General features: G+C 58.1%; 30 protein-coding genes. 1 reads left to right on the top strand and 29 read right to left on the bottom strand.

Translation table 11 applies throughout. From position 1 onward, the window contains the following. Nucleotides 1-222 precede the first annotated feature (222 nt). The 25 genes from rplO to rpsL all read right to left on the bottom strand — a co-directional run bounded on the left by rplO (nt 223) and on the right by rpsL (nt 14,549). Complete coding sequence (gene rplO, locus ACQY1P_RS11795; protein ID WP_062457725.1) at nt 223-702, bottom strand: 50S ribosomal protein L15; 480 nt, start codon at nt 700-702, stop codon at nt 223-225. A 16-nt stretch (nt 703-718) separates the two neighbouring features. Further along, a complete protein-coding gene (rpmD, locus tag ACQY1P_RS11790; RefSeq protein ID WP_062457727.1) occupies nt 719-928 on the bottom strand; it encodes a 50S ribosomal protein L30 in 210 nt (69 codons plus the stop codon). A 14-nt stretch (nt 929-942) separates the two neighbouring features. After that, entirely contained in the window at nt 943-1,512 is a 570-nt protein-coding gene (rpsE, locus tag ACQY1P_RS11785; protein ID WP_062457730.1) for a 30S ribosomal protein S5, read from the bottom strand. Nucleotides 1,513-1,637: 125 nt separating this feature from the next. Next, entirely contained in the window at nt 1,638-2,000 is a 363-nt protein-coding gene (gene rplR / locus ACQY1P_RS11780) for a 50S ribosomal protein L18 (RefSeq protein ID WP_062457734.1), read from the bottom strand. Between the two features lie 12 nt (nt 2,001-2,012). Then, nucleotides 2,013-2,546: a 50S ribosomal protein L6 gene (gene rplF / locus ACQY1P_RS11775; RefSeq protein ID WP_062457738.1), complete on the bottom strand. Its 534-nt coding sequence runs from the start codon at nt 2,544-2,546 to the stop codon at nt 2,013-2,015. A 42-nt stretch (nt 2,547-2,588) separates the two neighbouring features. After that, nucleotides 2,589-2,987 carry a 30S ribosomal protein S8 gene (gene rpsH / locus ACQY1P_RS11770; protein ID WP_062457741.1) on the bottom strand — a complete coding sequence of 133 codons (399 nt, stop codon included), beginning with the start codon at nt 2,985-2,987 and terminating at the stop codon, nt 2,589-2,591. 12 nt (nt 2,988-2,999) lie between these two features. Continuing rightward, a complete protein-coding gene (rpsN, locus tag ACQY1P_RS11765; RefSeq protein ID WP_062457744.1) occupies nt 3,000-3,305 on the bottom strand; it encodes a 30S ribosomal protein S14 in 306 nt (101 codons plus the stop codon). Between the two features lie 33 nt (nt 3,306-3,338). Then, nucleotides 3,339-3,896, bottom strand: a complete 558-nt coding sequence (rplE, locus tag ACQY1P_RS11760; protein ID WP_062457747.1) for a 50S ribosomal protein L5 — start codon at nt 3,894-3,896, stop codon at nt 3,339-3,341. Further along, nucleotides 3,889-4,197, bottom strand: a complete 309-nt coding sequence (rplX, locus tag ACQY1P_RS11755; protein ID WP_062457750.1) for a 50S ribosomal protein L24 — start codon at nt 4,195-4,197, stop codon at nt 3,889-3,891. The genes rplE and rplX overlap by 8 nt, the downstream gene beginning before the upstream one ends. Nucleotides 4,198-4,209: 12 nt before the next feature. Further along, the gene (rplN, locus tag ACQY1P_RS11750) at nt 4,210-4,578 is read right to left on the bottom strand and encodes a 50S ribosomal protein L14 (RefSeq protein WP_052638136.1); all 369 of its coding nucleotides are present in this window, start codon (nt 4,576-4,578) and stop codon (nt 4,210-4,212) included. A gap of 236 nt (nt 4,579-4,814) precedes the next feature. Next, a complete protein-coding gene (gene rpsQ, locus ACQY1P_RS11745) occupies nt 4,815-5,051 on the bottom strand; it encodes a 30S ribosomal protein S17 (RefSeq protein WP_062457753.1) in 237 nt (78 codons plus the stop codon). 12 nt (nt 5,052-5,063) lie between these two features. Beyond that, nucleotides 5,064-5,264: a 50S ribosomal protein L29 gene (gene rpmC, locus ACQY1P_RS11740; RefSeq protein WP_007770142.1), complete on the bottom strand. Its 201-nt coding sequence runs from the start codon at nt 5,262-5,264 to the stop codon at nt 5,064-5,066. A gap of 12 nt (nt 5,265-5,276) precedes the next feature. Continuing rightward, nucleotides 5,277-5,690 (bottom strand): 50S ribosomal protein L16, encoded by a 414-nt coding sequence (gene rplP, locus ACQY1P_RS11735; RefSeq protein ID WP_062457756.1) that lies wholly within the window; start codon nt 5,688-5,690, stop codon nt 5,277-5,279. 38 nt (nt 5,691-5,728) lie between these two features. Then, on the bottom strand, nt 5,729-6,466 hold the full coding sequence (gene rpsC / locus ACQY1P_RS11730) for a 30S ribosomal protein S3 (RefSeq protein ID WP_062457759.1): 738 nt from the start codon (nt 6,464-6,466) through the stop codon (nt 5,729-5,731). Then, the gene (gene rplV, locus ACQY1P_RS11725) at nt 6,466-6,855 is read right to left on the bottom strand and encodes a 50S ribosomal protein L22 (protein WP_062457763.1); all 390 of its coding nucleotides are present in this window, start codon (nt 6,853-6,855) and stop codon (nt 6,466-6,468) included. Before rplV ends, rpsC begins: the two co-directional genes overlap by 1 nt. A gap of 2 nt (nt 6,856-6,857) precedes the next feature. Next, nucleotides 6,858-7,136 carry a 30S ribosomal protein S19 gene (gene rpsS / locus ACQY1P_RS11720; protein WP_062457765.1) on the bottom strand — a complete coding sequence of 93 codons (279 nt, stop codon included), beginning with the start codon at nt 7,134-7,136 and terminating at the stop codon, nt 6,858-6,860. A 16-nt stretch (nt 7,137-7,152) separates the two neighbouring features. After that, on the bottom strand, nt 7,153-7,986 hold the full coding sequence (gene rplB / locus ACQY1P_RS11715; protein WP_062457768.1) for a 50S ribosomal protein L2: 834 nt from the start codon (nt 7,984-7,986) through the stop codon (nt 7,153-7,155). Nucleotides 7,987-7,997: 11 nt separating this feature from the next. Continuing rightward, nucleotides 7,998-8,291, bottom strand: coding sequence for a 50S ribosomal protein L23 (locus tag ACQY1P_RS11710; RefSeq protein WP_062457771.1), 294 nt, complete (start codon nt 8,289-8,291; stop codon nt 7,998-8,000). Next, nucleotides 8,288-8,908: a 50S ribosomal protein L4 gene (gene rplD, locus ACQY1P_RS11705; protein WP_062457774.1), complete on the bottom strand. Its 621-nt coding sequence runs from the start codon at nt 8,906-8,908 to the stop codon at nt 8,288-8,290. Before rplD ends, ACQY1P_RS11710 begins: the two co-directional genes overlap by 4 nt. A gap of 14 nt (nt 8,909-8,922) precedes the next feature. Next, on the bottom strand, nt 8,923-9,564 hold the full coding sequence (gene rplC / locus ACQY1P_RS11700) for a 50S ribosomal protein L3 (RefSeq protein ID WP_062580268.1): 642 nt from the start codon (nt 9,562-9,564) through the stop codon (nt 8,923-8,925). A 37-nt stretch (nt 9,565-9,601) separates the two neighbouring features. Further along, on the bottom strand, nt 9,602-9,910 hold the full coding sequence (gene rpsJ, locus ACQY1P_RS11695; RefSeq protein ID WP_003547547.1) for a 30S ribosomal protein S10: 309 nt from the start codon (nt 9,908-9,910) through the stop codon (nt 9,602-9,604). Between the two features lie 312 nt (nt 9,911-10,222). Next, nucleotides 10,223-11,398: an elongation factor Tu gene (gene tuf / locus ACQY1P_RS11690; protein ID WP_092662037.1), complete on the bottom strand. Its 1,176-nt coding sequence runs from the start codon at nt 11,396-11,398 to the stop codon at nt 10,223-10,225. A gap of 94 nt (nt 11,399-11,492) precedes the next feature. Next, on the bottom strand, nt 11,493-13,592 hold the full coding sequence (gene fusA, locus ACQY1P_RS11685; RefSeq protein ID WP_062453161.1) for an elongation factor G: 2,100 nt from the start codon (nt 13,590-13,592) through the stop codon (nt 11,493-11,495). Nucleotides 13,593-13,625: 33 nt separating this feature from the next. After that, nucleotides 13,626-14,096, bottom strand: a complete 471-nt coding sequence (gene rpsG / locus ACQY1P_RS11680) for a 30S ribosomal protein S7 (protein ID WP_062580266.1) — start codon at nt 14,094-14,096, stop codon at nt 13,626-13,628. 81 nt (nt 14,097-14,177) lie between these two features. Then, nucleotides 14,178-14,549 (bottom strand): 30S ribosomal protein S12, encoded by a 372-nt coding sequence (rpsL, locus tag ACQY1P_RS11675; RefSeq protein ID WP_042618537.1) that lies wholly within the window; start codon nt 14,547-14,549, stop codon nt 14,178-14,180. A gap of 499 nt (nt 14,550-15,048) precedes the next feature. Between rpsL and ACQY1P_RS11670 the strand changes: the two genes are divergently transcribed. Continuing rightward, the gene (locus tag ACQY1P_RS11670) at nt 15,049-15,342 is read left to right on the top strand and encodes a hypothetical protein (RefSeq protein ID WP_062453163.1); all 294 of its coding nucleotides are present in this window, start codon (nt 15,049-15,051) and stop codon (nt 15,340-15,342) included. A 110-nt stretch (nt 15,343-15,452) separates the two neighbouring features. On the opposite strand, the gene rpoC is transcribed toward ACQY1P_RS11670, so the two are convergent. The 4 genes from rpoC to rplJ form a co-directional block, all read right to left on the bottom strand. After that, complete coding sequence (gene rpoC, locus ACQY1P_RS11665; protein WP_430256436.1) at nt 15,453-19,661, bottom strand: DNA-directed RNA polymerase subunit beta'; 4,209 nt, start codon at nt 19,659-19,661, stop codon at nt 15,453-15,455. A 188-nt stretch (nt 19,662-19,849) separates the two neighbouring features. Beyond that, nucleotides 19,850-23,980, bottom strand: a complete 4,131-nt coding sequence (gene rpoB, locus ACQY1P_RS11660) for a DNA-directed RNA polymerase subunit beta (RefSeq protein WP_062454716.1) — start codon at nt 23,978-23,980, stop codon at nt 19,850-19,852. A gap of 247 nt (nt 23,981-24,227) precedes the next feature. Continuing rightward, on the bottom strand, nt 24,228-24,602 hold the full coding sequence (gene rplL, locus ACQY1P_RS11655) for a 50S ribosomal protein L7/L12 (protein WP_062453165.1): 375 nt from the start codon (nt 24,600-24,602) through the stop codon (nt 24,228-24,230). A gap of 55 nt (nt 24,603-24,657) precedes the next feature. Then, the gene (gene rplJ, locus ACQY1P_RS11650) at nt 24,658-25,176 is read right to left on the bottom strand and encodes a 50S ribosomal protein L10 (protein ID WP_062453166.1); all 519 of its coding nucleotides are present in this window, start codon (nt 25,174-25,176) and stop codon (nt 24,658-24,660) included. Between the last annotated feature and the right edge of the window lie 170 nt (nt 25,177-25,346).

The following is a 25,346-nucleotide window of genomic DNA, read 5'->3' as shown; positions in this document are numbered from 1 at the left end:
CCGCCCGACCCATCCCCCGGCGGCATGTGCCTTCCGGAACGCAGTCTTGATTCTGTTTTCAGAAAGCTGGGGGCGCGAGATGCTGTCGCAATCGCCTGCCTCACCCATTTTTCCGTCTGATCCCGGTAGCTGACCGGCCGGACTGCCTTGGGGATCGTGAGGCTCACATATGGACATAAAATCACCCGGTGTGAAGCTCACACCGGGTGATTTTCAAACGATTTATTCAGCGGCTGTTTCAGCAACCACGAGCAGCTTGATCGAGCCGCCCGACTTTTCGATCTTTTCGACGGCAGCCTTGGAGGCACCGGCGACTTCGATCGAAACCTTGGTTGTCAGTTCGCCGCCGGACAGGACGCGAACGCCGTCCTTGAGGCGACGGATGACGCCGGCAGCCTTGAGAGCTGCTGCGTCGACAGTCGCGTTTGCGTCGAGTTTGCCAGCATCGATCGCAGTCTGGATACGGCCGAGCGATACGGTTGCGTATTCAGATGCGAAGATGTTGTTGAAGCCGCGCTTCGGAAGACGACGGTAGATTGGCATCTGACCGCCTTCGAAGCCGTTGATCGAGACGCCTGAACGGGCCTTCTGACCCTTGACGCCACGTCCACCGGTCTTGCCCTTGCCGGAACCGATACCGCGACCAACGCGGATACGGTCCTTCGAAGAGCCTTCGTTGTCCTTGATCTCATTCAGTTTCATGGTCAATTCCTCCGTCTCACTTCTCTTCGACGACGCGAACGAGATGCTGGACAGCACGGATCATGCCACGAACGGAAGGAGTATCTTCCAGAGTGCTGGTCCGATGCATCTTGTTGAGGCCAAGACCGATCAGCGTCGCGCGCTGTTCGGCCGGGCGGCGGATTGGGCTGCCGATCTGCTGAACGGTAACCGTCTTTGCTTCAGTCTTCTGCGTAGCCTTAGCCATGGTTCAGACTCCTCTTATTCTTCCGACGCATTGCCGGAAGCGGCGCGGCGCGACTGCAGGGTGGCATACTTGAGGCCACGCTGAGCTGCTACGTCCTTCGGATGCACCTGGTGCTTCAGAGCGTCGAACGTTGCGCGAACCATGTTGTATGGGTTCGACGAACCAGTCGACTTCGCAACAACGTCATGGACGCCGAGCGTTTCGAATACAGCGCGCATCGGGCCGCCGGCGATGATACCGGTACCAGCCTTGGCCGAGCGCAGCAGAACCTTGCCGGCGCCGTGACGACCATTGACGTCGTGATGCAGCGTACGGCCGTCACGCAGCGGTACGAAGATCAGATCGCGCTTTGCAGATTCGGTTGCCTTGCGGATGGCTTCCGGCACTTCGCGTGCCTTGCCATGACCGAAGCCAACGCGACCCTTCTGGTCGCCGACGACGACGAGAGCAGCAAAACCGAAACGACGGCCGCCCTTGACGACCTTGGCGACGCGGTTGATCGCGACCAGCTTGTCGACGAATTCGCTATCGCGCTCTTCGCGGTTCTGGCGATCGTTGCCCGAACCTCTTCTTTCCTGTGCCATTGTCCTTTTCCTTTTTCTTTTGCGGGTGGAACGGCAGGTTGAGACTGTCCGGCGTACCGGACGTGATGCGGTAAAACCGCAAATCGCCCGGCCTCCCCTTCTTCAGGCAGACCGGGCGAAATTTCTTAGAAGCTCAGGCCGCCTTCGCGGGCAGCTTCAGCAAGAGCCTTGATGCGGCCGTGGTAGATGAAGGCGCCGCGGTCGAACACGACTTCCGTCACGCCAGCCTTGGCAGCGCGCTCTGCAACCAACTTGCCAACGGCAGCAGCTGCTGCAACGTCCGCACCGGTCTTCAGCGACTTGCGCAGATCGACGTCGAGCGTGGAAGCGGCTGCAAGCGTGCGGCCGGCCACGTCGTCGATGACCTGAACGTAGATGTTTTTCGAGGAGCGGTGAACCGACAGACGCGGACGGCCATTTGCGACCTTCTTGATCTGACGGCGAACACGGCTCGCACGCTTTGTGAGTGCTTCTTTTCTGGTAGCCATGATCCCGCGTCCTTACTTCTTCTTGCCTTCCTTGCGGACGATCCGTTCCTCAGCGTACTTGACGCCTTTGCCCTTGTAGGGCTCTGGACCGCGGTATTCGCGGATTTCCGCTGCTACCTGACCGACCTGCTGTTTATTAATGCCGGAGACGATGATTTCCGTCGGCTTCGGCACGGCAATGGTGATGCCTTCCGGGGTCTGATAGACCACGTCGTGGCTGAAACCGAGAGCCAGCTGCAGGTTCTTGCCCTGCAGCGACGCGCGGTAACCAACGCCGTTGATTTCAAGCTTGCGCTCGAAACCGTCCTTCACACCCTTCAGGATGTTTTCGATCATCGTGCGGGACATGCCCCACTTCGAACGAGCATCCTTGGAATCGTTGACCGGAGTCACCGAAATGGCATTGTCTTTGATTTCAAGCTTGATTTCGTCGTTAGCGACGAAGAAAAGCTCGCCCTTCGGGCCCTTGGCAGTGACTTTCTGGCCATCAACCGAGGCCGTGATCCCTGCAGGAACCTGAACGGGCTTTTTACCGATACGAGACATTATTCAATCCTGTCTGTTCGCTAGGGAGATCCTTGCGCAGTCTTAGAAGACCGAGCAAAGAACCTCGCCGCCTACGTTCTGTTCGCGAGCCTGGTGATCGGCCATCACGCCCTTCGGAGTCGAAAGGATGGTGATGCCGAGGCCGTTCGCGACCTGAGGGATGGACTTGACCGAGACATAAACTCGGCGGCCCGGCTTGGACACGCGGCCGATCTCACGGATCACCGACGCGCCTTCGTAGTACTTCAGTTCGATTTCGATCTCGGCCTTGCCGTTGCCGAAATCGGTTTCAGTGTAACCGCGGATGTAGCCTTCAGCCTGCAGCACGTCGAGAACGCGAACGCGCAGCCTGGAGGCTGGCGTCGAAACGGTCGACTTGCGGCGGGAAGCGCCGTTGCGGATACGTGTGAGCATATCGCCCAAGGGATCAGTCATGGTCATCTAACGATCTCCTTACCAGCTCGACTTGACGATGCCCGGCACTTTGCCGAGGCTGCCGAGTTCGCGAAGTGCAATACGCGACATCTTAAGCTTGCGATAGAAAGCGCGCGGGCGACCGGTGACTTCGCAACGGTTGCGGATACGCGTCTTCGAGCCATCGCGCGGCAGAGAAGCGAGCTTGATAGTTGCCTTGAACCGCTCTTCGATCGGAAGTTCCTGGTTCATGATGGTCGCCTTCAATACAGCACGCTTGGCTGCATGGTCCGCGACGGTCTTGCGGCGGCGCTTGTTCTTTTCAACTGCGCTGGTTTTCGCCATATCGGAGTTCCTTTTAAACGCTCGTCGTTACGGTTACTGGCGGAACGGGAAGTTGAACTCTTTCAGGAGAGCCCGTGCTTCGTCGTCGTTGGTAGCCGTCGTGCAAACGATGATGTCCATGCCCCACATCTGATCAACCTTGTCGTAGTTGATCTCCGGGAACACAATGTGTTCCTTGATGCCCATGGCGAAGTTGCCACGGCCGTCAAAGGACTTCGGGTTCAGGCCGCGAAAGTCGCGAACGCGCGGAAGCGCGATGTTGACCAGTCGATCCATGAATTCGTACATGCGGGCGCCGCGAAGCGTAACCTTGGCACCGATCGGCATGAATTCGCGAACCTTGAAGCCCGCGATGGAATTCCGTGCCTTTGTGATGACCGGCTTCTGGCCGGCGATCGCTGCGAGGTCGGCTGCTGCAACCGTTGGCTTCTTGCTGTCGGCAGTTGCTTCGCCCACACCCATGTTGATGACGATCTTGTCCAGCTTGGGGATCATCATGTCGTTGGAGTAGGAAAACTGCTCCTTTAGCGCGGCGCGGATGCGGGAAACGTATTCCGCCTTGAGCCGCGGCTCATACTTGGACTCAGCCATCGATCACATCTCCCGTACGCTTGGCGACACGCACCTTCTTACCGTCGACGACCGAGAAACCAACGCGAGTTGGCTTACCGTCTTTCGCGGCAACCGCGATGTTCGACAGATGGATGGACGCTTCCTTGTTGATGATGCCAGCTTCCTGCGTCTGCGACTGACGCTGGTGGCGCTTCACCATGTTGATGCCGCGAACGACCGCACGGTCTTCCTTCGGCATAACCTGGATTACTTCACCGGTGCGGCCCTTGTCCTTGCCGGTCAGTACGACGACGTTGTCGCCCTTCTTGATCTTCTGCATATCTCTCGCTCCTTACAGAACTTCAGGAGCCAGCGAGATGATCTTCATATGGTTCTTAGCGCGAAGTTCGCGCGGAACCGGTCCGAAGATACGGGTGCCGATCGGCTCTTTCTTGTTGTCGATGAGGACCGCTGCGTTGTTGTCGAAGCGGATGACGCTGCCGTCGGCGCGACGGATGTCCTTGGCGGTACGCACAACCACCGCCTTCATCACGTCACCCTTCTTCACGCGGCCGCGCGGAATAGCTTCCTTGATCGAAACGACGATAACGTCGCCGATCGAAGCGTACTTGCGCTTGGAGCCGCCCAGCACCTTGATGCACATGACACGACGTGCGCCGGAATTATCCGCCACGTCGAGGTTTGTTTGCATCTGAATCATGTCAGGTCGCCTTTTTCTAATGACCAACTATCCGCGCGCATGAATACGAACGGAGCTGGCTATGAACACATTTTCAGTATGCGCGGGATCGGTCTTGCCAAGGTGGTTTCCCTAAGTGGGACCTTCCGTGCGCTGAAAGCAAAAGAACGCTCGTTTCCGAGCGTTCTACGCCAGTGGCGTGCTTCTTACAGGATTCTGTGTCCGACGCAAGGGCCTGACGCAAAATCCTGAAGTCTTTAAGCCTGGGCGTTGATAACCGTCCAGGTCTTGTCTTTGGAGATCGGGGCGCATTCCTGAATGGAAACTACGTCACCAACCTTGAACTGGTTGTTTTCGTCATGGGCCTTGTACTTCTTGGACCGGCGAACGGTCTTCTGAAGCAAAGGGTGAGCGAAGCGGCGCTCGACGCGGACAACAACGGTCTTCTCGTTCTTGTCGGAAACGACTACGCCCTGCAGAATGCGTTTCGGCATATTATTCTTCCTTTAGGCCTTGGCTTCTGCCGCCTTCTGGCGGGCAATGGTTTTCACGCGAGCGATATCCTTGCGGACCTCGGTGATGCGCGAGGATTTCTCGAGCTGGCCGGTGGCCTTCTGGAAGCGCAGGTTGAACTGCTCCTTCTTCAGGTCAGCAAGCTTGTCCTTGAGCTGGTCGGCGGTCAGGCCGCGTACGTCTTCGGCTTTCATCGTGCCTTCTCCTTAATCTGCGATGCGCTGTACGAAGCGCGTCGTGACCGAGAGCTTGGCAGACCCGAGGCGAAGTGCCTCGCGCGCGATCTCTTCCGAAACGCCGTCGATCTCGAACATGATACGACCAGGCTTGACCTTGCAAGCCCAGTATTCGACAGAACCCTTACCCTTACCCATGCGCACTTCGGTCGGCTTTGCCGTGACCGGTACGTCTGGGAATACGCGGATCCATACACGACCCGCACGCTTCATGTAACGTGTGATCGCGCGGCGAGCCGCTTCGATCTCACGTGCGTTGACGCGGTTAGGTTCCTGAGCCTTCAGACCGAATTCGCCGAATGCGAGGTCGAAGCCACCCTTGGCAACGCCCTTGATGCGGCCCTTGAACTGCTTGCGGAACTTGGTACGCTTTGGCTGCAACATTTTATTACTTCTCCGAGCTTATCTTTCGCCAGCGCTAATCAAGCGTTTTCACGTTCGCGGCGACGGTCGCCACGATCGCCACGCTCACGGCTTGCCGGACCCTGCGCATCGCCTTCCAGCGCGCGACGTTCCGACGCCATCGGATCGTGCTCAAGGATTTCACCCTTGAAGATCCAGACCTTGATGCCGCAGATACCGAATGCGGTTTCGGCTTCAGCCGTACCGTAGTCGATGTCGGCGCGCAGTGTGTGCAACGGCACGCGGCCTTCGCGGTACCATTCGGTACGAGCGATTTCCGCGCCACCGAGACGGCCGGCGCAAGTGATCTTGATGCCTTCGGCGCCAAGACGCATGGCGGACTGAACAGCACGCTTCATCGCACGGCGGAAAGCCACGCGGCGTTCGAGCTGCTGGGCGATCGACTGGGCAACGAGCGTTGCGTCGACTTCCGGCTTGCGCACTTCAACGATGTTGAGGTGCGTTTCGGAGTTGGTCATCGTGGAGATCTTCTTGCGAAGCTTCTCGATGTCCGCACCCTTCTTGCCGATGATCAGACCCGGGCGAGCCGAGTGGATCGTGACGCGGCACTTCTTGTGCGGACGCTCGATAACCACCTTGGCGATGCCGGCCTGCTTCAGCTCGGACATCAGGTATGCGCGGATCTTCAGGTCTTCATGAAGCAGCTGGCCGTATTCGGCGTTGTCGGCGAACCAACGGCTGTCCCATGTACGGTTGATGCCGAGGCGAAAACCGATAGGATTGATTTTCTGACCCATTATGCGGCCTCCCCTTTTTCCTCGACTTCGCGAACGACGATCGTCAGATGCGCGAACGGCTTTTCGATCCGCGATGCACGGCCACGGCCGCGAGCGTGGAAACGCTTCATCGTGATCGACTTGCCTACGTAGGCTTCCGCTACGATCAGCGTGTCGACGTCGAGGTCATGGTTGTTTTCGGCGTTGGCGATAGCAGACTCGAGAGTCTTCTTCACCGTGCCTGCGATGCGCTTGCGGGAGAACTCGAGTTCTGCCAGAGCGCGTTCAACCTTCTTGCCGCGGATCATGGCGGCAACCAGGTTTAGCTTCTGCGGGCTGACGCGAAGCGTACGGGCGACTGCCTGTGCTTCGTTGTCCTTCAGCCGGCGTTCGGTCTTTGCCTTCGCCATGATTACTTCCTCTTCGCCTTCTTGTCCGCGCCGTGACCGTAATAGGTCCGGGTGGGAGCGAATTCACCAAACTTGTGTCCGACCATGTCTTCGTTGACGCTGACCGGAACGTGCTTGTTGCCGTTGTAGACGCCGAACGTCAAACCGACAAACTGCGGCAAGATCGTGGACCGACGGGTCCACATCTTGATTACTTCACTGCGTCCGCCTTCGCGCACCTTCTCAGCCTTCTTGAGAAGATAGCCGTCAACAAACGGACCTTTCCAAACTGAACGAGCCATTTAACGACTTCCTCTCTTACTTCTTGACGTGGCGCGAGCGCATGATGAACTTGTCCGTGGACTTGTTCGAACGCGTGCGCTTGCCCTTGGTGGGCTTGCCCCACGGGGACACCGGATGGCGTCCACCAGAGGTACGGCCTTCACCACCGCCGTGCGGGTGGTCGACCGGGTTCATGACAACGCCGCGGTTATGCGGACGCTTGCCACGCCATACGGTACGACCGGCCTTGCCGTCGTTGATGTTGCCGTGATCGGGGTTGGAGACAGCACCGATCGAAGCCAGGCAGGAGCCCGGAACGAGACGCTGTTCACCAGAGTTGAGGCGCAGGATCGCCATGCCGGCATCGCGGCCGACGAGCTGCACATAGGTGCCGGCGGAGCGAGCAATCTGACCGCCCTTGCCTGGCTTCATTTCGACGTTGTGAACGATCGAACCAACCGGGATGAACTGCAGCGGCATGGTGTTGCCGGGCTTCACGTCGACAGCCTTCGAGGAAGCGATGACCTTGTCGCCTGCAGCAAGACGCTGCGGAGCGATGATGTAGGCCTGTTCGCCGTCCGTGTAGGTTACGAGCGCGATGAACGCGGTACGGTTAGGGTCGTATTCCAGACGCTCGACCGTGCCTTCAATGTCGAACTTCCGACGCTTGAAATCGACCAGGCGATAGGTACGCTTGTGACCACCGCCGATGAAGCGGGCAGTGATACGACCGTTGTTGTTGCGACCACCGCTCTTGGACAGACCTTCAGTCAGCGACTTGAGGGGCTTGCCCTTCCAGAGGCCCGAACGGTCGACGATAACCAGCTGACGCTGGCTCGGGGTCGTCGGATTATAGCTTTTCAGTGCCATTTTTCTTTACCTCAGAGACCGGTGGAGATGTCGATCGTCTGACCTTCGGCCAGGGTTACGACAGCCTTCTTGACGTCCTTCTGCTTGCCGATGAAGCCCTTGAAGCGCTTCACCTTGCCCTTGCGGACCAGCGTATTAACGGCAGTGACCTTCACACCGAAGAGAGCTTCCACGGCAGCCTTGATTTCCGGCTTCGAAGCAGTCTTGGCAACGTTGAAGACTATCTGGTTATACTCGGAAACCAGTGTCGACTTTTCGGTGATCGAAGGAGATACGATCACATCATAGTGGCGAATGTCGGTCACTTGAAACGCTCCTCGAGGGCTTCAACCGCAGCCTTGGAAAGCACGAGCTTACCGCGACGCAGGATGTCGTAAACATTGATGCCCTGGACCGGCAGAACGTCCACATTCGGGATGTTCTGGGCTGCGAGCTTGAAGTTGCTGTCGAGCTCAGCACCGCCGATGAACAGCACGTTGGTGAGGCCGAGCGATGCGAACGTACCGACGAGAGCCTTGGTCTTTGCTTCAGAAGCAACCAGGTTGTCGATGACGATCAGATCTTCAGACTTCAGCTTTGCAGACAGAGCGTGACGCAGAGCAAGAGCGCGAACCTTCTTAGGAAGATCATGCTCGTGGCTGCGAACGACCGGGCCGTGTGCACGACCACCGCCGCGGAACTGCGGAGCGCGAGCCGAATGGTGACGAGCGCGGCCCGTACCCTTCTGCTTGAACATCTTCGCACCGGTGCGAGCAATCTCGGAACGGCTCTTGGTCTTGTGCGTGCCCTGCTGCTTCTTAGCGAGCTGGTAACGCACCATGCGTGCGAGGATATCCTCGCGTGGGTCGAGGCCGAAAATCGCGTCCGACAGGGAAACCTGGCCGGCGTCTTTTCCCTCGAGGGTCTTGACGTTGAATTCCATAATAGCTGGCTCCCTTACTTCGCGGCCGACTTGACGGCGTCGCGAACTTCAATCCAGGCGCCCTTGGAGCCGGGAACGGCACCCTTGACGAGGATCAGTCCGCGGTCTTCATCCGTCGAGACGATTTCGAGGTTTTGCGTGGTGATACGCGTCTGGCCCATGTGACCAGCCATGCGCTTGCCCTTCCAGACCTTGCCCGGATCCTGGTTGTTACCAGTCGAACCGTGCGAACGGTGCGACACGGAAACACCGTGGGTCGCCCGCAGACCACCGAAGTTATGGCGCTTCATAGCACCGGCAAAACCCTTACCGATCGAAGTGCCGGTGACATCCACCAGCTGACCAGCAGCAAAATGATCGGCCTTCAGCTCAGTGCCAACGTCGATCAGATTTTCTTCGGAAACGCGAAACTCAACGAGCTTCGACTTCGGCTCGACGTTAGCGATGGCGAAGTTGCCACGCATAGCCTTGGAGGTGTTCTTTACCTTGGCGACGCCAGCACCGAGCTGAACGGCAACATAGCCATTCTTCTCAACAGTGCGCTGTGCGACGACCTGGCAGCTCTCCAGCCGCAAAACGGTAACCGGGATGTGCTCACCAGCGTCGTTATAGACGCGGGTCATTCCCACTTTCTGTGCAATTACACCCGAACGCATCGGTTCAATCCTTCTCACTCAGCTCGAGACATAAGCCTCAGAGCTTGATCTCAACATCGACACCTGCGGCGAGGTCGAGCTTCATCAGCGCGTCCACGGTCTGTGGTGTCGGGTCTACGATATCGAGAAGGCGCTTGTGTGTGCGCATCTCGAACTGCTCGCGGCTTTTCTTGTCGATGTGGGGGGACCGGTTAACCGTAAACTTCTCGATGCGAGTCGGAAGCGGAACGGGGCCCCGGACGCTTGCGCCGGTGCGCTTCGCCGTCGACACGATCTCACGCGTCGAAGCGTCGAGAATGCGGTGATCGAACGCCTTCAGGCGAATGCGGATATTTTGGCCGTTCATTCGACGTTATCCTTGTTTCTTGTTTCCACGTGCCAACGTTACAGCACGAGTTGTTCGTTATCCTAAGGCGGGACCACCAGTGTCAAAGATCGAACGGGTGCGCCAACAGCGGCAGTCCGTTCTCGTCTCCAGGCCGAAGGCCCACCTTAATGTCTTTGGCAATTGCCTGCCTCGATAAAACGAAGCAAGGCGCAAATAGCGCTCGCGCGCCATTTGCTACATTTTCATGTCATAAGCAAGTCAGCAGGGCCAACTTGCTTAAAAAAAGTGAACCGGGCGGGCCCCGAAGAACCCGCCCTGCCCTCTGATTTGTTACTCGATGATCGAGGCAACGATGCCGGCGCCGACAGTACGACCGCCTTCGCGGATCGCGAAGCGCAGCTTTTCTTCCATCGCGATCGGAACGATCAGCTCGACTTCAACGGTGACGTTGTCGCCTGGCATAACCATTTCCGTGCCTTCTGGAAGCGAAACGATACCGGTCACGTCCGTTGTACGGAAGTAGAACTGAGGACGGTAGTTCGTGAAGAACGGCGTATGACGGCCGCCTTCTTCCTTCGTCAGGATGTAGGCTTCTGCCATGAACTTCTTGTGCGGCTTGACCGAACCCGGCTTGCACAGGATCTGGCCACGCTCAACGCCGTCACGCTGTACGCCACGGATCAGAGCGCCGATGTTGTCGCCGGCCTGGCCCTGGTCGAGCAGCTTGCGGAACATTTCGACGCCGGTAACCGTCGTCTTGGTCGTGGCGCGGATGCCGACGATTTCGACTTCTTCACCAACCTTGACGATGCCACGCTCGACGCGACCGGTCACGACCGTACCACGGCCCGAGATCGAGAAAACGTCTTCGATCGGCAGCAGGAACGGCTGGTCGATCGGACGCTCAGGCGTCGGGATGTAGGCGTCGACAGCTGCCATCAGTTCGCGAACGGCGTCTTCGCCGATCTTCTTGTTCGAATCTTCGAGAGCGGCCAGAGCCGAACCCTTGACGATCGGAATGTCGTCGCCCGGGAAGTCGTAGGACGACAGAAGTTCGCGGACTTCCAGTTCGACGAGCTCGAGGAGCTCTTCGTCGTCGACCTGGTCAACCTTGTTGAGGAACACGACGATCGCGGGAACGCCAACCTGACGAGCAAGCAGGATGTGCTCGCGGGTCTGTGGCATCGGGCCGTCGGCAGCCGAGCAAACCAGGATCGCGCCGTCCATCTGCGCTGCACCGGTGATCATGTTCTTAACGTAGTCGGCGTGGCCGGGGCAGTCGACGTGTGCGTAGTGGCGGTTCGGCGTCTCGTATTCGACGTGTGCTGTCGAAATGGTGATGCCGCGGGCCTTCTCTTCAGGAGCAGCGTCGATCTGGTCGTAGGCCTTGAATTCGCCGAAGTACTTCGTGATCGCCGCAGTCAGCGACGTCTTGCCGTGGTCGACGTGACCGATCGTGCCAATGTTGACGTGAGGCTTATTGCGCTCAAACTTGCTCTTTGCCATTTCCGGCTCTCCATTTTGCGTGAGCCCTCAAGGGCTCCAATTCTTGTTGTCGCCCCGGCACGAGGCCGAGGCGTATTTTGGATCGGTATTCCGATTACTTCTGACCGGAATACTTCGCCTGGATTTCGGTCGCGACGTTCGACGGAACCGGTGCGTAGTGATCGAAGGTCATCGAATACTGTGCACGGCCCTGCGACATGGAGCGCAGGTTGTCGACGTACTTGAACATGTTCGCGAGCGGAACGTGAGCGTTGATAACGATCGCGATGCCGCGCTGTTCCTGGCCCTGGATCTGGCCACGACGGGAGTTCAAGTCGCCGATAACGTCACCGACGTAATCTTCCGGGGTCACAACTTCGACCTTCATCATCGGCTCGAGAAGCTGTGCGCCAGCTTTCTTTGCCGCTTCACGGAAGCAGGCACGCGATGCGATTTCGAACGCGAGAACCGAGGAGTCGACGTCGTGGAAGGCGCCGTCCATCAGGGTTGCCTTTACGCCGAGCATCGGGAAGCCCGCGAGCGGACCCGAAGACAGAACGCTCTCGATACCCTTCTGAACGCCGGGGATGTATTCCTTCGGAATGGAACCACCAACGATCTTGGATTCGAACTTGAATTCATCGCCATCCGGGTTCGGTTCGAAGACGATCTTGACGCGCGCGAACTGACCGGTACCACCGGACTGCTTCTTGTGCGTGTAATCTTCCTCGTGCGTGCGTGTGATGGTTTCGCGGTAGGCAACCTGCGGCGCACCGACAGTAGCTTCTACCTTGAATTCACGACGCATGCGGTCGACGAGGATGTCGAGATGCAGTTCGCCCATGCCGGCGATGATCGTCTGGCCGGATTCTTCATCCGTCTTGACGCGGAACGAAGGATCTTCAGCAGCCAGGCGGTTAAGCGCGAGGCCCATCTTTTCCTGGTCGCCCTTGGTCTTCGGCTCGATGGCGATCTGGATGACCGGCTCAGGGAATTCCATGCGCTCGAGGATAACCGGGTGCAGCGGATCACACAGGGTGTCGCCGGTCGTGGTTTCCTTGAGACCTGCGAGAGCAACGATGTCGCCTGCAAAGGCTTCTTCGATGTCTTCACGGGAGTTGGAGTGCATCTGCAGCATGCGGCCGACGCGCTCGCGCTTTTCCTTGACCGTGTTCATGACGGCCGTGCCCTTGGTGAGCTTGCCGGAATAGATACGGGCGAAGGTGAGCGAACCAACGAAGGGGTCGTTCATGATCTTGAAGGCCAGCATCGAAAGCGGCTCATCATCCGACGGATGACGGGCGATTTCGGCTTCGGTCTTGACGTCGATACCGTTGATGGACGGGATGTCGAGCGGCGAAGGCAGATATTCGACAACGGCGTCGAGCAAAGGCTGAACGCCCTTGTTCTTGAACGCAGTGCCGCAGAACATCGGATGGAACTTGACGTCGATGGTACCACGACGAACCAGCGCACGGATCTTGTCATTGTCCGGCATGATGCCGTTCAAGTAGTTTTCCATGGCTTCTTCATCGATATCGACGACCTGTTCGATCATCTTCTCGCGGTATTCGGCAGCCTTTTCCTTCATGTCGTCAGGAATCTCGACGACGTCCCAGGCAGCGCCGAGCGACTCGTCGCGCCAGATCAGGGCATTCATCTCGATGAGATCGATGACGCCCTTGAACTCGGTTTCTGCACCGATCGGGAGCTGCATGACAACAGCGATGGCGCCGAGACGGGTTTTGATCATTTCTACCGAGCGGTAGAAGTCAGCGCCGGTCTTGTCCATCTTGTTGCAGAAGATCATCCGCGGGACATGGTACTTCTCGGCCTGACGCCAGACGGTTTCCGTCTGCGGCTCTACGCCGGCGTTTGCGTCGAGAAGAGCGATCGCACCGTCGAGCACGCGCAGCGAACGTTCGACTTCAATGGTGAAGTCGACGTGGCCGGGAGTGTCGATGATGTTGAAGCGGCGCATCTTGCCGTCACGGCCCTTCCAGAAGGTCGTGGTCGCAGCGGAGGTGATGGTGATCCCACGCTCCTGCTCCTGCTCCATCCAGTCCATGGTGGCTGCGCCATCATGAACTTCGCCGATCTTGTGCGACTTGCCCGTGTAGTAAAGAATCCGCTCTGTGGTCGTGGTCTTGCCGGCGTCGATATGCGCCATGATACCAAAGTTGCGGTAGTCTTCGATTTTATATTCGCGAGCCATAGGACTGCCTTTCGAAACTCGATCGGGTGAAGATTACCAACGGTAATGCGAGAATGCGCGGTTTGCGTCCGCCATCTTGTGGGTGTCTTCACGCTTCTTGACGGCGCTGCCACGGTTGTTCGAAGCATCCATGAGTTCGCCCGAGAGGCGATCGATCATGGTGGTTTCGTTACGCTTGCGGGCAGCAGCAATCAGCCAGCGGATGGCGAGAGCCTGACGGCGCTCCGGGCGAACGTCGACCGGGACCTGGTAGGTTGCACCACCAACGCGACGCGAACGGACTTCGACGTGCGGAGCGACGTTGTCGAGGGCTGTGTGGAAGATGCCGAGCGGATCGGACTTGGCCTTGCCCTGCACGGAGTCAAACGCACCGTAGACAATGCTTTCGGCGACAGACTTCTTGCCGTGAAGCATGATGGCATTCATGAACTTGGTGACGATCAAATCGCCGAACTTCGGGTCCGGATTGATCTCACGCTTTTCTGCACTATGGCGTCGGGACATATTACTCGTCTCTCAAACGGTTTAGACGCTTTATCACGCGGAGAACCTCGCGCAGCGCCGGAAAATTGGAAATCCGAAGGATTACTTCGGACGCTTCGCACCATACTTCGAACGGCGCTGCTTACGGTTCTTGACGCCCTGGGTGTCGAGAACGCCGCGGATGACGTGGTAACGAACGCCTGGCAAGTCCTTTACGCGGCCGCCACGGATCATGACGACAGAGTGTTCCTGCAGGTTGTGACCTTCACCCGGAATGTAGCCGATGACTTCGAAGCCATTGGTGAGGCGAATCTTGGCAACCTTACGCAGAGCCGAGTTAGGCTTCTTCGGGGTCGTTGTATAAACGCGGGTGCAAACGCCGCGCTTCTGCGGGTTTTCCTGCAGAGCAGGAACCTTATTGCGCTTTACCTGTGCCTGACGTGGCTTACGGATCAGCTGGTTTACGGTAGGCATATACCCATCCCTTGCAAAATCTTCTTTCAAGCCCCTTTCGGGACCATTCGGATGCCGTTTCCGGCGGCGACACACACATCTCCTCATGCACGAAACGTGGCCCGATCCGTATCCGGATGGACCACATAAGGCAGAGGACGCATTGAAAACGCGTCGTGCGTGCAGCATTCTTGTAGTCAACGTGCGTTTTTTGGAAACCTGTTTGAGGCGAACTCCGGAGAAAGACTCTCCAGACGCACATGTCTCACATGGTGTCCGATGCCGCGGCGTTTACTGACTTAACCCTTCTGCGTCAAGAGCTGGCCCGAAAATAATGGCGGAAAGCCTTGTTTACCGGGGTTTTCGATCGCCTGAAAAGCCGCCCCAAAACATTAAAGTTCGACCCCGGCATTTCCGTTTGGGAATCACTGAATATGGCAATAAAGGAGGTTTTGGAACATTCCTCGCTCTTGCCTCTTGATGACAATGAAGCGTCAGCCCCTTTACCTGGAGATTGCACATGGCAAACCCCGCCGATAACGACAACACGCTCGATGACCCGATGATTTTCATCATTATCGGCAAGGCTTACGAGACCAAGGGCGGCGAAGGCATCGAGATGCATGTCATTCTGCGCGCACCCGACGATGACTCCGCCGTACGCGAGGCGCTGAACGCGCTGACCGAAGAAGGCTTCCTGGAGGCCGACCTCGATCAGATCGGCGTCCTGACCGACGAGCCGCCGGAAGAGCCGCATGCATCCGCCTATCAGGGTGCGCTTGAGGGCGAAGTCGCGATCATTCGCTTCGACTGAACTTATTTTAGATCTAGATAAACGGAAACGCCCGGATCGCTCCGGGCGTTTTTTTGTGGTGCGTTCCTGAAAAGAGAGCGCCCGTTTCCGGGCGCCCTACCCCCGCGGCCTTATTCGGCCGGAGTCTTTTCCGGGTTCATGTTCTGCAGCATCGGTGTAGCCGAGCCAGCGCCGGAGCCCTTCTTGCGTTCCTCGAGGATGAGGTCGTCGCGCGAAGTGGCGATACGGCGGATCTGCGTCATGGTGCCGCCAGTACCAGCCGGGATGAGACGGCCGACGATGACGTTTTCCTTCAGACCCTGCAGCGTATCCGTCTTGCCGGCGATTGCAGCTTCCGTGAGAACCTTGGTGGTTTCCTGGAAGGATGCAGCCGAGATGAAGGACGGCGTCTGCAGCGATGCCTTGGTGATGCCGAGGAGTACCGGGTCGCCAAAGGCAGGCTTCTTGCCTTCCTCGATGAGACGGTCATTGGCATCGTCAAGCTCGATCCGGTCGACATTGTCACCGACGATATACTGGCTGTCGCCGCTATCGGTGATCTCGACCTTCTGAAGCATCTGACGAACAATCACTTCGATGTGCTTGTCGTTGATGACAACGCCCTGCAGACGGTAGACTTCCTGGATTTCGTTGACCAGGTAGGAAGCGAGTGCTTCCACGCCCTTGATCGCCAGGATGTCGTGCGGCGCAGGATTGCCGTCGAGGATGTAGTCGCCCTTTTCGATGTAGTCGCCTTCCTGAAGGTGGAAGGGCTTGCCCTTCGGGATCAGGTATTCGACTGCTTCGACACCGTCTTCGGCAGGCTCGATCTGGACGCGACGCTTGTTCTTGTAGTCGCGGCCGAGGCGGATCGTACCATCGATCTCAGCGATGATGGCGTGGTCCTTCGGACGACGAGCTTCGAACAGTTCGGCAACGCGTGGCAGACCACCGGTGATGTCCTTGGTCTTGGCGCTTTCCATCGGGATACGCGCCAGAACATCGCCCTGCGATACCTTGCTGCCCGGTTCTACGGACAGGATGGCATCGACGTTGAGGTTGAAGCGGGCGTCACCGCCACGCGACAGCTTCATGATCGCACCCGAAGCGTCCTTGATGACGATTGCAGGCTTCAGATCGATACCGCGCGGGGTCGAACGCCAGTCGATAACCTGACGCTTGGTGATACCCGTGGATTCGTCTGTCGATTCCGAGACCGAAATCGAGTCGACCATGTCCTCGAAGAACACCGTACCGGCGACTTCCGTCATCATCGGGCGTGTGTAGGGGTCCCACTCTGCAAGACGCTGACCACGACGAACCTTGTCGCCGTCATCGACATGCAGCTTCGAACCGTAGGCAACGCGCTGCGAGGAACGCTCGACACCACGCTCGTCGAGAATGGTAACCGACATGTTGCGGCCCATTGCGACGAGAACATTTTCCGAGTTGCGCAGCATGTTGCGGTTCTTGATCTGGATCGTGCCCTCATAGGACGCTTCCAGGAACGACGAGTCGACCACGTTAGCCGTACCGCCCAAGTGGAACGTACGCATCGTCAGCTGGGTACCCGGCTCACCGATCGACTGAGCAGCGATAACGCCAACAGCCTCACCCATGTTGACCGGGGTACCGCGCGCAAGGTCACGGCCGTAGCAGATCGAGCATACGCCTGTCTGAACTTCGCAGGTCAGTGCAGAGCGGATACGGATCGACTGAATGCCGGCCTTTTCGATCTCGATGACATCGGGCTCAAGGATCATGCGACCAGCATCGACGATGCGCTCACCCGTGACCGGATGATCGATGTCGTCGAGGGCCGTACGACCGAGAACGCGGGTACCGATGGACGCAACAACCTGACCGGCGTCAACGATGGCGGTCATGGTGAGACCGCTCTCGGTGCCGCAATCGACCATGTTGACGATGCAGTCCTGGGCCACGTCGACGAGACGACGGGTCAGGTAACCGGAGTTCGCCGTCTTCAAGGCGGTGTCTGCGAGACCCTTACGGGCACCGTGGGTCGAGTTGAAGTACTCGTTAACGGTCAGGCCTTCTTTGAAGTTCGAGATGATCGGGGTCTCGATGATTTCACCCGACGGCTTCGCCATCAGGCCGCGCATGCCGCCCAGCTGACGCATCTGGTTCGGTGAACCACGGGCGCCGGAGTGGGACATCATGTAGATCGCGTTCATCGGCTTCTGGCGACCGGTCTCTGCGTCGAATTCGACAGCCTTAATGCGGGCCATCATGTCTTCGGCGACCTTCTCGGTGGCCTTGCCCCAGGCGTCTACGACCTTGTTGTACTTCTCGCCCTGAGTGATCAGGCCGTCGTTGTACTGCTGTTCGTATTCCTTCACGAGGGCTTCGGTATCACCGACGATCTTCACCTTCGAGTCCGGGATGATCATGTCGTCCTTACCGAACGAAATGCCAGCCTTGCACGCGTGGGTGAAGCCGAGCTGCATGATACGGTCGCAGAAAATGACCGTGTCCTTCTGACCGCAGTGGCGGTAGACCGTGTCGATCATCTTGGAGATGTTCTTCTTGGTCATTTCCTGGTTGCAGGTCTCGTACGGCACCTTGAAGTTCTTCGGCAGAAGTTCGCCGATGATCATACGACCAGGTGTCGTTTCATAGATCTTGGAAACCGGCTTGCCGTCCTCGTCGACCGTCTTGAAACGACCGCGAATCTTGGCGTGCAGGGTGACGACCTTGTTTTCCAGAGCATGGTGCAGTTCGCCCATGTCCGAGAAGACCATGCCTTCGCCCGGCTCGTTCTGATTGAGGATCGACAGATAGTACAGGCCGAGAACCATGTCCTGCGAAGGAACGATGATCGGTGCGCCGTTTGCCGGATGCAGAATGTTGTTCGTCGACATCATGAGCACGCGGGCTTCAAGCTGGGCTTCCAGCGAGAGCGGCACGTGAACAGCCATCTGGTCACCGTCGAAGTCGGCGTTGAAGGCCGTGCAGACGAGCGGATGCAGCTGGATCGCCTTGCCTTCAACCAGGATCGGTTCGAAGGCCTGGATACCCAGGCGGTGGAGCGTCGGTGCGCGGTTCAGAAGAACCGGATGCTCGCGGATGACCTCGTCGAGGATATCCCAAACTTCCGGCTTTTCCTTTTCAACCAGCTTCTTCGCCTGCTTGACGGTCGAGGAATAACCCTTGGCGTCGAGACGGGCGTAGATGAACGGCTTGAACAGCTCGAGCGCCATCTTCTTCGGCAGGCCGCACTGGTGCAGCTTCAGTTCCGGACCGGTCACGATGACCGAACGACCGGAATAGTCGACGCGCTTGCCGAGAAGGTTCTGGCGGAAGCGGCCCTGCTTGCCCTTGAGCATGTCGGACAGCGACTTCAGCGGACGCTTGTTGGCACCGGTGATGACGCGGCCACGACGGCCGTTGTCGAACAGCGCGTCCACAAATTCCTGCAGCATGCGCTTTTCGTTGCGGATGATGATGCCGGGAGCGCGCAGTTCGATCAGGCGCTTCAGACGGTTGTTACGGTTGATGACGCGGCGGTACAGATCGTTGAGGTCGGACGTCGCGAAACGGCCGCCGTCAAGCGGAACCAGCGGGCGCAGATCCGGCGGGATGACCGGAACGACCTTCATGATCATCCATTCCGGGCGGTTGCCGGATTCCATGAAGTTCTCGACGATCTTCAGGCGCTTCATCAGCTTCTTCTGCTTGAGATCCGAAGTGGTCTCAGCAAGGTCCGTGCGAAGGTCGCCAGCGATCTTTTCGAGGTTCATCGAAGCGAGCATCTCGTAGATGGCTTCAGCACCGATCATCGCCGTGAACTGATCTTCACCGAACTCGTCGATGGCGATCATGTATTCCTCTTCCGACAGAAGCTGATTTTCCTTCAGCGACGTCAGGCCAGGCTCGGTGACGATGTAGTTCTCGAAATACAGAACGCGTTCGACATCCTTCAGCGTCATGTCGAGCAGTGTCGAGATACGCGAAGGCAGCGACTTCAGGAACCAGATGTGGGCAACCGGAGCAGCGAGCTCGATATGGCCCATGCGCTCGCGGCGAACGCGCGACAGCGTGACTTCAACGCCGCACTTTTCGCAGATGATGCCCTTGTACTTCATGCGCTTGTACTTGCCGCACAGGCATTCGTAGTCCTTGATCGGTCCGAAAATGCGCGCGCAGAAAAGACCATCGCGTTCAGGCTTGAACGTACGATAGTTGATCGTTTCCGGCTTCTTGATCTCGCCGTAGGACCACGACAGGATCTTTTCCGGGCTCGCAATCGAGATCCGGATCGAATCGAAGTGCTGTGCGGGCACTGTCGGGTTGAAAAGGTTCATGACCTCTTGGTTCATGCCTGTCTCCTTGATGGGGCGTAACGCCCTCAGTCGGGTCGCGGTACCGGCAAATTCCCGGGATGCCGATCCTCGATCCATAAATGACAATAACCGCAGAATGCGGCAAAACTCCCCTCACCCGATGCAAACTCCAACGGTGGAGGGAATGGCGTGCGCGGTTGCCCCCGCACGCCCCTTGTCAAATTTTATTCAGCCGCGTCGGGCAGTGCGTCAGCCGTATCGAGCTTGGAATTTTCCAGTTCGACCGACAGACCCAGCGAGCGCATTTCCTTGACGAGAACGTTGAAGCTCTCCGGAATGCCTGCCTCGAACGTGTCGTCGCCTCGGACGATCGCCTCGTAGACCTTGGTACGACCTGCCACGTCGTCCGACTTCACCGTCAGCATTTCCTGCAGGGTGTAGGCGGCGCCGTAAGCTTCCAGAGCCCAGACTTCCATTTCCCCGAAGCGCTGACCACCGAACTGAGCCTTACCACCGAGCGGCTGCTGGGTGACGAGCGAGTACGGACCAATCGAACGCGCGTGGATCTTGTCGTCCACAAGGTGGTTCAGCTTGATCATGTACATGTAGCCGACAGTCACCTGACGGTCGAAGGCTTCACCGGTACGACCGTCGTACAGGGTCGACTGACCGCTTTCGTGCAGACCGGCCTTCTTCAGCATCGAAGCAACGTCCGGTTCATGCGCACCGTCGAAAACCGGCGTTGCGATGGAGACGCCCTTGCGGGACTGTTCGGCAAGTCTGACCAGCGAGTCATCGTCGAAGTCGACGACTTCGTTCTTGGCCTCACTGGCATACACGTCGGTCAGAACTGTCTTCAGCTCGCCGATGTCCATGGTCTTGCGGTATTCGTCGAGGAGCTCGCCGATCTTCTTACCCATGCCGGCGCAAGCCCAGGCAAGGTGGGTTTCGAGGATCTGACCGACGTTCATGCGCGAAGGCACGCCCAGCGGGTTCAAGCAGATGTCGACGTGGGTACCGTCTTCGAGGAACGGCATGTCTTCGACAGGCACGATACGCGAAACAACGCCCTTGTTACCGTGACGGCCGGCCATCTTGTCGCCCGGCTGGATCTTGCGCTTCACAGCGACAAAGACCTTGACCATCTTCATGACACCCGGAGGCATTTCGTCGCCGCGCTGGACCTTTTCGACCTTGTCCATGAAGCGATGCTCGAGCAGCGACTTCGACTCGTCGTACTGACCACGCAGTGCTTCGATCTCGCCCTGGACCTTTTCGTCTTCGACCGCGAACATCCACCACTGGGAGCGGGGATATTCGGAGACGACGGCGTTGGAGAGCTCGACGCCCTTCTTGAAGCCCTTCGGACCGGCGACAGACGCCTGACCACGGAGCATCTCGATCAGACGGCCGTAGACGTTACGGTCGAGGATCGCCTGTTCGTCGTCGCGGTCCTTGGCGAGGCGTTCGATTTCCTCGCGTTCGATCGCCATCGCACGTTCGTCCTTTTCGACGCCGTGACGGTTGAAGACGCGAACTTCGACGACGGTGCCAAACGTGCCCGGAGGCATACGCATGGACGTGTCGCGAACGTCGGAAGCCTTTTCACCGAAGATGGCGCGCAGAAGCTTTTCTTCAGGCGTCATCGGGCTTTCACCCTTCGGTGTGATCTTGCCGACGAGGATGTCGCCCGGCTGAACTTCGGCGCCGATATAGACGATGCCGGCTTCGTCGAGATTCTTCAGCGCTTCTTCCGAAACGTTCGGAATGTCGCGCGTGATTTCTTCAGGACCAAGCTTCGTGTCGCGCGCCATCACTTCGAATTCTTCGATGTGGATGGAGGTGAACACGTCGTCAGACACGATGCGCTCGGACATGAGGATCGAGTCTTCGTAGTTGTAGCCGTTCCAAGGCATGAACGCGACGAGCGCGTTGCGGCCAAGAGCCAGGTCACCGAGGTCGGTCGAAGGACCGTCAGCGATGATGTCGCCCTTGTTCAGAATGTCGCCGACGGCGACCAGCGGACGCTGGTTGACGCAGGTGTTCTGGTTGGAGCGCTGGAATTTCTGCAGGCGGTAGATATCGACGCCGGACTTGCCGGATTCGAGGTCTTCCGTTGCACGGATAACGATACGGGTCGCATCCACCTGGTCCACAACACCGCTACGGCGGGCAGCGATCGCCGCGCCGGAGTCACGCGCAACCACAGGCTCCATGCCGGTGCCGACGAACGGCGCTTCGGCGCGAACCAGCGGAACCGCCTGACGCTGCATGTTGGACCCCATGAGGGCGCGGTTGGCGTCGTCGTTTTCGAGGAACGGGATCAGAGCCGCTGCGACGGAGACGAGCTGCTTTGGCGAAACGTCCATCAGGTTGACGGTGTCGCGCGGTGACAGCATGACTTCGCCGGAATGGCGGCAGACCACGAACTCTTCAACGAAGGTGCCTTCGGAGGTGAGTTCCGAGTTCGCCTGCGCAACGTAGTACTTCGCCTCTTCCATAGCGGAGAGATAGACGACGTCCTTCGTCACCTTGCCGTCGATGATCTTGCGGTACGGGCTTTCGATGAAGCCGTACTTGTTCACACGGGCGAAGGTTGCGAGCGAGTTGATCAGACCGATATTCGGGCCTTCCGGCGTTTCGATCGGGCAGATACGGCCGTAGTGGGTCGGGTGAACGTCGCGGACTTCGAAGCCTGCGCGCTCGCGGGTCAGACCACCCGGGCCAAGTGCCGAAAGACGACGCTTGTGGGTGATTTCCGAAAGCGGGTTCACCTGGTCCATGAACTGCGACAGCTGCGAGGAACCGAAGAATTCGCGAACCGCGGCAGCAGCCGGCTTCGCGTTGATCAGGTCCTGCGGCATCACGGTGTCGATCTCGATCGACGACATGCGTTCCTTGATGGCGCGCTCCATGCGGAGCAGACCCAGACGGTACTGATTTTCCATCAGTTCGCCGACAGAACGAACGCGGCGGTTGCCGAGGTTGTCGATGTCGTCGATTTCGCCCTTGCCGTCACGCAGTTCGACGAGCATGCGGACCACGGCCAGGATATCGTCCTTGCGCAGAACGCGCATCGTGTCTGGAGCGTCGACGTCGAGACGCATGTTCATCTTCACGCGGCCGACGGCGGAGAGATCGTAACGCTCCGAATCGAAGAACAGCGAATTGAACATGGCTTCGGCCGAGTCCATCGTCGGCGGCTCGCCCGGACGCATGACGCGGTAGATGTCGAACAGTGCATCCTGACGATGCTCGTTCTTGTCTGCGGCCAGCGTGTTGCGGATGTAGGCGCCAACATTGATGTGGTCGATGCCGAGAACCGGGATCTCGTCGAAACCGTGGTCGAGGATGACCTTGAGGGTCTTCTCGTCGATTTCGTCGCCGGCTTCGAGATAGATCTCACCCGTCGAGTAGTTGACGATGTCTTCGGCCAGATAGTTGCCGTAGAGATCGTCATTCGTTGCCTTGATGGCCTTGAGGCCCTTCTCGGTCAGCGAACGAAGCAGACGCGGGGTCAGCTTCTTGCCGGATTCCACAACGACTTCGCCGGTGTCGGCGTCAACCATTTCCGACAGCGCCTTGGCACCCTTGAGGGTTTCGGCGTTGAACGGAATGCGCCAGCCTTCGCCGTCGCGAACATAGTTGGACTTCGTATAGAACGTCGACAGGATTTCTTCGCCGTCCATGCCGAGTGCCATCAGCAGCGACGAGACGGGGATCTTGCGGCGACGGTCGATACGCGCGTAGACGATGTCCTTGGCGTCGAATTCGATGTCGAGCCAGGAACCGCGATACGGAATGACGCGAGCAGCGAAAAGCAGCTTGCCGGAAGAGTGGCTCTTGCCCTTGTCGTGGTCGAAGAACACGCCTGGCGAACGGTGCATCTGAGACACGATGACGCGCTCGGTACCGTTCACGATGAACGTGCCGTTGTCGGTCATGAGCGGCATGTCGCCCATGTAGACGGACTGTTCCTTGATGTCCTTGATGGACTTCGCGCCCGTATCCTCGTCGATATCAAACACGATGAGACGCAGCGTCACCTTGAGAGGCGCTGCGTAGGTCAGATCGCGCTGACGGCATTCTTCGACGTCGAACTTCGGCGGTTCGAATTCGTAGGACACGAATTCGAGCATGGAAGCGCCGGAGAAATCGCTGATCGGGAAGACAGACCTGAACACGGAGTTCAAACCTTCGTCCGGACGACCACCCTTCGGCTCTTCAACCATCAGAAACTGATCGTAAGACGCCTTCTGAACCTCGATAAGGTTCGGCATTTCAGTGACTTCGGGGATTTTCCCGAAAAACTTGCGTACGCGCCTGCGACCGTTAAATGAAAGGGTCTGAGCCATCGTCGCTCCTTCAAAATTGCATCCGGGCCTGCAACGGACGGGGTTCGCTGGCCAGTCGATCCCGTCGAACATGGTATTCTCAAACTCGTCCTACTTCCCGAAAGCGAAAGGCCGGATTGCCTTCTCGGTTCGGTTCAGGACCATCCTCTTGAGAACCCATTACCCAGGGGCCGTTTTCACGATCCCTGGGTAATAGTTTCGGAGGAAGAAAGCGGGGGAGACTGATCTCCCCCACCGTATTCCGATATTACTTGACGTCGACCTTGGCGCCTGCGTCTTCAAGCTTCTTCTTGAGGTCTGCAGCTTCAGCCTTGGAAACGGCTTCCTTGACAGCCTTAGGAGCGCCTTCGACGAGGTCCTTAGCTTCCTTCAGGCCGAGACCTGTGATTGCGCGGACTTCCTTGATGACGTTGATCTTGTTAGCGCCGGCTTCAACGAGGATAACGTCGAATTCGGTCTTTTCTTCTTCAACGACAGCAGCAGCACCGCCGCCAGCAGCAGCTGCTGCGACAGGAGCAGCAGCCGAAACGCCCCACTTTTCTTCGAGCATCTTGGAAAGCTCAGCAGCTTCCAGAACGGTCAGGGCGGACAGGTCTTCAACGATCTTTGCGAGATCAGCCATTTTATCAGTTCCTTATATTCGGTTCGAACTTGGTTTTGAACAGCGAAAAACCGCCTTACGCGGCTTCGTCCTTCTTTGAGTAAGCCGCAAACACGCGAGCAAGCTGAGCTGCTGGTGCGGATACAACCGTTGCAATGCGGGTAGCCGGGGCGTTCAAGAGGCCCAGCAGCTTGCCACGAAGCTCGTCCAGCGAAGGCAGGGTCGCAAGCGACTTGACTGCTTCAGCGTTGAGCGTGGTTGTTCCCATGGCTCCACCGAGGACAACGATCTTGTCGTTGGTCTTGGCGAAATCCACGACGACTTTGGGAGCAGTGATCGGGTCATTGCTGTAGGCAATGAGTGTCTGACCGGTGAAGAGATCGGAGATCCCTTCTGCTTCCGTACCCTGAAGAGCGATCTTGGCCAGGCGGTTCTTCGCGACTTTGACGGTGCCGCCAGCAGCACGCATTTTTGAACGGAAGTCGTTCATCTGCGCAACTGTGACACCAGCATAGTGGGCCACGACAACTGAACCAGAAGCCTTGAAGACTTCATTCAGCTCCGTGACGAATTCGCGTTTTTCCGCTCTTTCCACTGTCTGTCTCCAGTTGATAGGACCGCAATCCTGCAGGCCCTACCGGGTTTGCCTTTGCCTCGAACGATCGTTTGACGGACCGTCCGTGGCGGTTGAGGATCCTGTCCCCCCGCTCTGTCGCCACGAAGGCTTCAGGCTTAAGGCACACAAGGCTCGAACCGAATTGACAA

It is taken from the genome of Neorhizobium sp. DAR64872/K0K18, from assembly GCF_050500175.1.
In the GTDB taxonomy this organism is placed as follows: domain Bacteria; phylum Pseudomonadota; class Alphaproteobacteria; order Rhizobiales; family Rhizobiaceae; genus Neorhizobium; species Neorhizobium soli.
This window is presented reverse-complemented; position numbering and strand designations above follow the sequence as displayed.